General features: G+C 63.4%; 9 protein-coding genes. 6 read left to right on the top strand and 3 right to left on the bottom strand.

All coding sequences use genetic code 11. The features are described 5' to 3' along the window. On the top strand, nucleotides 1-871 hold an 871-nt coding region (locus QT222_RS07905; protein WP_491476847.1), incomplete at its 5' end, for a PHP domain-containing protein. After that, entirely contained in the window at nucleotides 868-1,389 is a 522-nt protein-coding gene (locus QT222_RS07900; RefSeq protein ID WP_004057528.1) for a Mut7-C RNAse domain-containing protein, read from the top strand. The genes QT222_RS07905 and QT222_RS07900, both read left to right, overlap by 4 nt. Nucleotides 1,390-1,452: 63 nt before the next feature. Here QT222_RS07900 and QT222_RS07895 read toward each other — a convergent pair whose 3' ends face one another. Then, a complete protein-coding gene (locus QT222_RS07895; RefSeq protein WP_004057529.1) occupies nucleotides 1,453-2,427 on the bottom strand; it encodes a cell division protein CdpA domain-containing protein in 975 nt (324 codons plus the stop codon). A 146-nt stretch (nucleotides 2,428-2,573) separates the two neighbouring features. On the opposite strand from QT222_RS07895, the gene QT222_RS07890 reads away from it, so the two are divergent. From QT222_RS07890 to QT222_RS07875, 4 genes are all read left to right on the top strand, one after another. Further along, nucleotides 2,574-2,855 (top strand): DUF5789 family protein, encoded by a 282-nt coding sequence (locus QT222_RS07890; protein ID WP_004057530.1) that lies wholly within the window; start codon nucleotides 2,574-2,576, stop codon nucleotides 2,853-2,855. A gap of 2 nt (nucleotides 2,856-2,857) precedes the next feature. Then, complete coding sequence (locus QT222_RS07885; RefSeq protein ID WP_004057531.1) at nucleotides 2,858-3,529, top strand: CPBP family glutamic-type intramembrane protease; 672 nt, start codon at nucleotides 2,858-2,860, stop codon at nucleotides 3,527-3,529. Then, nucleotides 3,526-4,113, top strand: a complete 588-nt coding sequence (locus tag QT222_RS07880; protein WP_491476846.1) for a GrpB family protein — start codon at nucleotides 3,526-3,528, stop codon at nucleotides 4,111-4,113. Before QT222_RS07885 ends, QT222_RS07880 begins: the two co-directional genes overlap by 4 nt. A gap of 135 nt (nucleotides 4,114-4,248) precedes the next feature. Further along, a complete protein-coding gene (locus tag QT222_RS07875) occupies nucleotides 4,249-4,704 on the top strand; it encodes a DUF302 domain-containing protein (protein ID WP_491476845.1) in 456 nt (151 codons plus the stop codon). Between the two features lie 5 nt (nucleotides 4,705-4,709). Here QT222_RS07875 and QT222_RS07870 read toward each other — a convergent pair whose 3' ends face one another. Continuing rightward, entirely contained in the window at nucleotides 4,710-4,883 is a 174-nt protein-coding gene (locus tag QT222_RS07870; RefSeq protein ID WP_004057534.1) for a hypothetical protein, read from the bottom strand. Nucleotides 4,884-4,920: 37 nt separating this feature from the next. Next, nucleotides 4,921-5,918: hypothetical protein (locus tag QT222_RS07865; protein WP_491476844.1), on the bottom strand; the 998-nt coding region annotated here is incomplete at its 5' end.

Raw genomic sequence — 5,918 nt, 5'->3', positions numbered from 1 at the left:
GGAGGGCGGCCCCCGTGTCGGCGAGCGTGTCGCCGGAGAGACCGAGGAGTCGATGTACGGCGCGCTGGACCTCCCGCTCATTCCGCCGGAGATGCGCGAAGACACCGGCGAGATAGAACTGGCCGCCGACGGCTCGCTTCCCGACCTCATCCAAGAAGGCGAGATTCGCGGCGACCTGCACACGCACACGAACTGGTCGGACGGCGACAACACCATCGCGGAGATGGTCGCCGCGGCCGAAGAACGCGGCTACGACTTTCACGTCGTTTCCGACCACGCCACCGGTCCCGGTATGGTCGGCGGCGTCGGCGTCGAGGACGACGAACTGCTCGAACAGATAGACGAGGTTCGCGCTGTCGCCGAGGACACCGATATTACCGTGTTCACCGGCGTCGAGGCGAATATCGACGCCGAAGGCGCTCTCTCTGTCGACGACGACGTACTCGACCAACTCGACGTCGTCGTCGCCTCACCCCACAGCGCCCTCGACCAGGACCGTGAGACGGCAACCGACCGACTCGTCCGCGCGATGGAACACCCCGCCGTGGACATCCTCGGCCATCCAACAGGTCGGCTCATCAACCAACGACCCGGCCTCCCGCTCGACTACGAACGAATCGCTTCGGCCGCCGTCGAGAACGGCGTTGCGCTCGAACTCAACGCCAGTCCGTACCGACTCGACTTGAACGGGGAAGCACTCCGAATCGCTGTCGAGGCGGGCGCAACAGTCGCTATCAACACCGACGCCCACCGACCGACTGAGCTCGACTACGCCCGCTACGGCGTCCACACGGCGCGTCGCGGGTGGGTCGAGACCGCGGACGTGTTGAACACGTGGTCGGTCGAAGCGCTCACGGACTTTCTCCATTGACTGACGACGTTGGTTCGGACCACCCCGGAACGGTCGCCTCGGGCATCGACCAGCCCAGCCCGGGCGTGACTGCCCTCCTTCTGGACGTGATGCTCGGAAAACTCGCCACTTACCTGCGGATGTGCGGGTACGACGCTGCCTACGCCCTCACCGACGACGGCTCGGACCCCGGCGACGAACAACTGCTCGAACGGACAAAAGACGAGGGGCGCGTGCTCCTTACGCGCGACGTGACGCTCGCAGCACAAGCCCCTCGGAGCGTGCTTCTCGCGGAACGAGAGCCGATTGACCAACTTCGTGAACTCGAATCAGTCGGTTTCGACATCTCACTCGACGAGGAACCCGCACGATGCGGCGTCTGCAACGGGCCGGTCGAAGCGCTCGGTGACGAAGCGTCGGTTCCGGCCTACGCGCCGGACCCGAGTGAGACGACCCTCTGGCGGTGTCTGGACTGCGGACAAGTGTTCTGGCGCGGGAGTCACTGGTACGATGTCGAGTCACGACTGGACGAAACGTGAGAAGAGACGGCTACTCATAGGGTCGGTTGTAACTATCAGCGGACGAAAACAGTTCCCGACGGCTTACTCGCGGCGACGGGGGAACCACTCGTCACAGGATTCCATATCCTGCATCATCTCGTCGTGGGCCGCACAGTAGGGTTTGAGGCCGTCGGAGGTCCGAACGTACTCGAAATACGTGCAGTTGCCACAGTAGCGGTCGCCGACGGTGGCGGTGGCCGGGCGGTTCGCATCCGGGTGGTTGGCGGCGTTCGCCGGAGAGCGCGTCGTGGTCGACTCCACGGTGTCAGCAGTCTGTGGGGACTGTGCAGACTGCGTGGATTCCGTCGATTGCGTTGGCTCGACATCGAGCGGCGTGATATCTTCGGTCGAAGCGCCGCCGTCGGTCGCGCTTGCCGTGTCCGAAGACGCAGATTGATTCCGATTCTGATTCGTTTGCGTCTCGATGTCGCCATCGGGCGTTCCACCGAGGAAACCGATGCCGCCGAGACCGCCGAGGCCGCGGCTGGACTTGTCAACCTCGACAACGCGCGTTTCTCCCTTTTTCGTCACCTGAACGGTTGCGGTGCCGCCGGGGTCGTTGCGCGTCTTGAAGTTGGCAACGCCGACGAACAGACACCAGAAGGTCGTGACGGTGCCGAAGAAGTAGACGGCGATGGTCTCCAAGGTGAGGTCGCGCAGGCCAGCGCCACAGGTCGCGCCGGTCCACTGGCACGGATATGCGTGAGAGAACAGCGCGACACCGAACATGGCAATGCTCGCACCAATAACGGCCGCAGCGCGGGTTCGACGGCTCGCGGGGAGCACCGCTAACACGCCGAGGAAGACCGCAGGGACGCCGATACCACCGAGGATGCCCCCGAGTTCGCGTGCTTCGCCGAGCGTTGCTCCGCCCGACGTGTAGACATCGGTCGTCGCGACCACGATGCCCGCGACGACGAGCAACACACCGGTGAGGAACGCCCCGAAGCCCAGGGACAGCCGTCGGAGACTCGGGCCACCGCGGCCACCGTGATACGCCTCCGAAAGACTGGTCATAAACCTGCCTACGAAACCAGTCCCTAAAACGATGCGTCAGACGATTGTCTGTTCTCCGACACGTCGCGGGCTATCGATATTGCACTCGAACACGGGTCGATGTGAATCTCGAAGGGATTATCATGCGCGGTGGCTAACCCTCGCCCATGGCTGACGAGGAAGAAGACGAGGCACCCGCCGTCGAACTCGGTGAGGGTGCGTCCGTCGAAGGCGCGCCGCTCGCGCGTGTCGCCTCTCGACTGACGTGGCCCCAAGAAAAGAGCAGTATCCTTGAGAAAGAAGGCGACGCGGCCATCCGCACGCCGGACGGCCCGCAGACGCTCGAAGACGTGCTCGCCGAGGTCGACGAGACGTACTTCGATACGCGCCAGGTCTTCGTCGACGACGTTCTGGATGTCGTTGGACGCGGTCCGGTCGCAACCGAATAACGGTGCTTCATCGCCGGCTTGCGCGACTCCCGTGGCTCTACCGCGCCCTCCTCGTCGGGGGTGCGGTCGGTGCCGCGTGGAGTCTCTGGACTCTTCCTGCCGGCGACCTCACGTACCGCGCGGTTCACGACGCACTGCTGTTTATCCTCGTACCCGGAGCGATGGCGGTCGCCCACGGCCAAAATCTCGGCTGGAACGTCGACCGGCACGCGCTCCGGAACACCGTCCTTCTCGCACTATTCGTCTTGCCGTTCTATCTCGTCGGGTCGTCGCTGCCGACGATTCGGACGTACTACCCGATGTGGCACACCTCGACCGCCCTCGCTGACTTCCTCCCACACGCGGCACAGCAACTGCTCGTCGTCATCGCTGCTGAGACGTACTACCGCGGGTTGCTCTGTGTCGGCGTCCGCGAAATCGGGCGGAAAAGTGCCCTCATCAGCCCGATACTCTACGCGTTCCACCACGTCGGCAAGCCCCCGATTGAACTCGTCCTGTCGGCACCCACGGACGTGTTGTTCGGTCTCGTCGACTACGAGAGCGAGTCGATTCTTCCCTCCATCGTCGCCCACGGCGGCGGTCTCATCCTCCTCGACTGGTTGGTTCTTCACCCGCCGCTGTTGCCGCCCGAGAAGGTTGCAGCGGCGCTCCAGTGGCTTCCGATTCCGCTATGAGCGACGAGAACACCCAGTCGTCAGACGCTGGAGCCGACCGGTTCCCGTCGCTCGGTCTCGCCCGCGGAACGGTCGAACTCGTCCCGTACGACCCGCAGTGGCGCGACGAATACGAACGCGGAGTCGAGCGCCTTCACTCTCGTCTGGGAGAAGAAGTAAACGGGTTTGAACACGTTGGAAGTACGTCTGTTCCGGGACTTGCAGCGAAACCCATCGTAGACCTGATTGCCCTTGTTCCCGACCTCGGCGACACCAACGACGTAGCACGGGTTCTCGAGGATTCGGGCTACGAGGAGCGTCCGAACGACGAGGTACCCGACAGACGATTCTTCGCACGCGGACCACCGCCGTGTCGGACCCACTACCTTTCTGTGACCGAACGGGGGAGCGATTGCCACCGTGAGCAGGTAGCGTTTCGTGACGCGTTGCGGTCGGACGATGGCCTCGCGGCCGAGTACGAACGGCGCAAGCAGGCGCTCGCAGCAGTACATCCAGACGGGCGAGATGCGTACACCGAATCCAAATCGTCGTTCGTCCAGTCGGTTCTCCAAAGCGTTTCGAAGGCGGTCGATGACACCAAATAATTGGCCAACCGCGACAGCGAAGCTCCAGCCGACGACACAACGTAATCAGCGAGCGGTTTCGAGCTAGCCCGGTTCGGATGTGCAGTTACATCACAATACCATACCTTTTCCACATCTGGGGGCGAAGTGTGTCCTATGGTACTCCCAATCGACCCCAGCGCCATCAAACCGGAAGACATCGGCGAGGAACGCGTCGTTCTCCACATGGACCACGAGGAAGCAATCGAACACGCTCGCGAGGCCTTCACGGCCGCCGGGTTCGGTGTCGCCACCGAATTTTCGCCCTCGGAGATGCTCAACGAGAAGGTCGACGCCGACCGCGACCCCTACTACGTGCTCGGCGCGTGCAACCCGACGATGGCGAACCGCGCCCTCGACGCCACCGACAACAAGTTGGGTGCCCTCTTCCCGTGTAACGTGGTCATCTGGGAGGAAGAACCGGGCACGCAGGTCGTCTACCACCTGAGCATCATGCGTGTCGCCCGCCTCGTCGGTATCGCCCCAGACAACGAGGAGATGGCTGACATCGTCGCCGAGACCGGCGAACTCGTCGACAAAGCGCTCGCCAACCTCGACGGAATCGAAGCGTAAGCGACCTACACCGATTCGAGTTCTTCGAGTGCGTCGGCAATTCGCTCGATATCGCCGCGAATCTTGTACAACAGATAGATTCCGACGACCGCCGCGACGACCGGCAATAGGCCGATGACTGCGTAGATAAGGAATATAATAAGCAGTTCTGGACCGCCCGGGACCTGTAAGGGTATCACGTGCTAATCACGTCCCTCAAGTGTCAAAAAGCTACGTTCACGAGAAGTCGAAAATGTTGGTCTGGAGTCCGGCGGCCATCGTGGACTTCCGCCGCAGGTCGCCGAGCGAGATAGGCAGGTAGTCTTCCACGTCGCGGACGGCGTCGCCGAACGTCTCGGCGGCGGCTTTCTCGCCCTCGAACGCATGCCTGATTGCCTCGCGGACCTGCCAGACGCCGACCGGCCCCCAGTAGTCGTCGGAGACGTGCCGGAGGACGAGCGCCTTCGCCTGCCGCCCTCGGTCGTTGAGGTGTTCGAGGACGCCCAATCGGGAGGCGTGGTACGCCCCCGCTGTCTCGTTCACGTAGCCGGTGCGACCCTCGTATCCCTCGTAGTCGGCGGCGAGGTACATCCCGGCTTCGGGGTCGGGGTTCCAGACGCTGCCGGGCGCTTTCATCTCGACTAACTCGAACTCCCAGCGCCCCGGCGCGAGAATAACCCAGAAGGCGTTTCCGAGGAACTCGTTTCGATAGATTTCGACGCCGTCGATGGAACCGGCGTGTCGAACCTGTCCTCGGAGGTACTGGCCGAGCGTGTCGTCGACGGCAGTGATGGACCACCGCGTCGGGACGAGTCGGCGCTGTTCGGGCTGGCCGAGTGCGCCCGCCGAGAGAATGGTGTTGATGTCGTACACGTCGAAGCCGCGTCGGTAGAGATACGTCATCGCCCCCTGAGCGTTCCAGTCGTCGTCTTCGAGCGTCTTTTTCACCAGTTTCGGGACGTGTGGGTTCTCCGCGAGGTCGGCCGAGCGGGCGCGAGCGCGTGGACCGACGGGGGTCGCCACGTCGGCTGCGCTCGCGTCGAAGTCGAGGTCCGGTTTGCCGTCGAGTCCGATTTCGACCGTCACCGGGCGGTCGGCGATGGCGACCTCGCGTTGCGTCCCGAGAAAACCATCCCGCGAGTCCGCGACGTACGTCACCTTCGTCCCGCGGTTCGAGTTGAGAAGCGAGGGTCGCCGCTGAAACACGTCGTTGATACTCACGCCCTCGTCGTACC

This window comes from Haloferax sp. s1 (assembly GCF_058382125.1).
The sequence above is the reverse complement of the archived record's forward strand: the minus strand, read 5'-3'. Positions and strand labels throughout refer to the sequence as shown.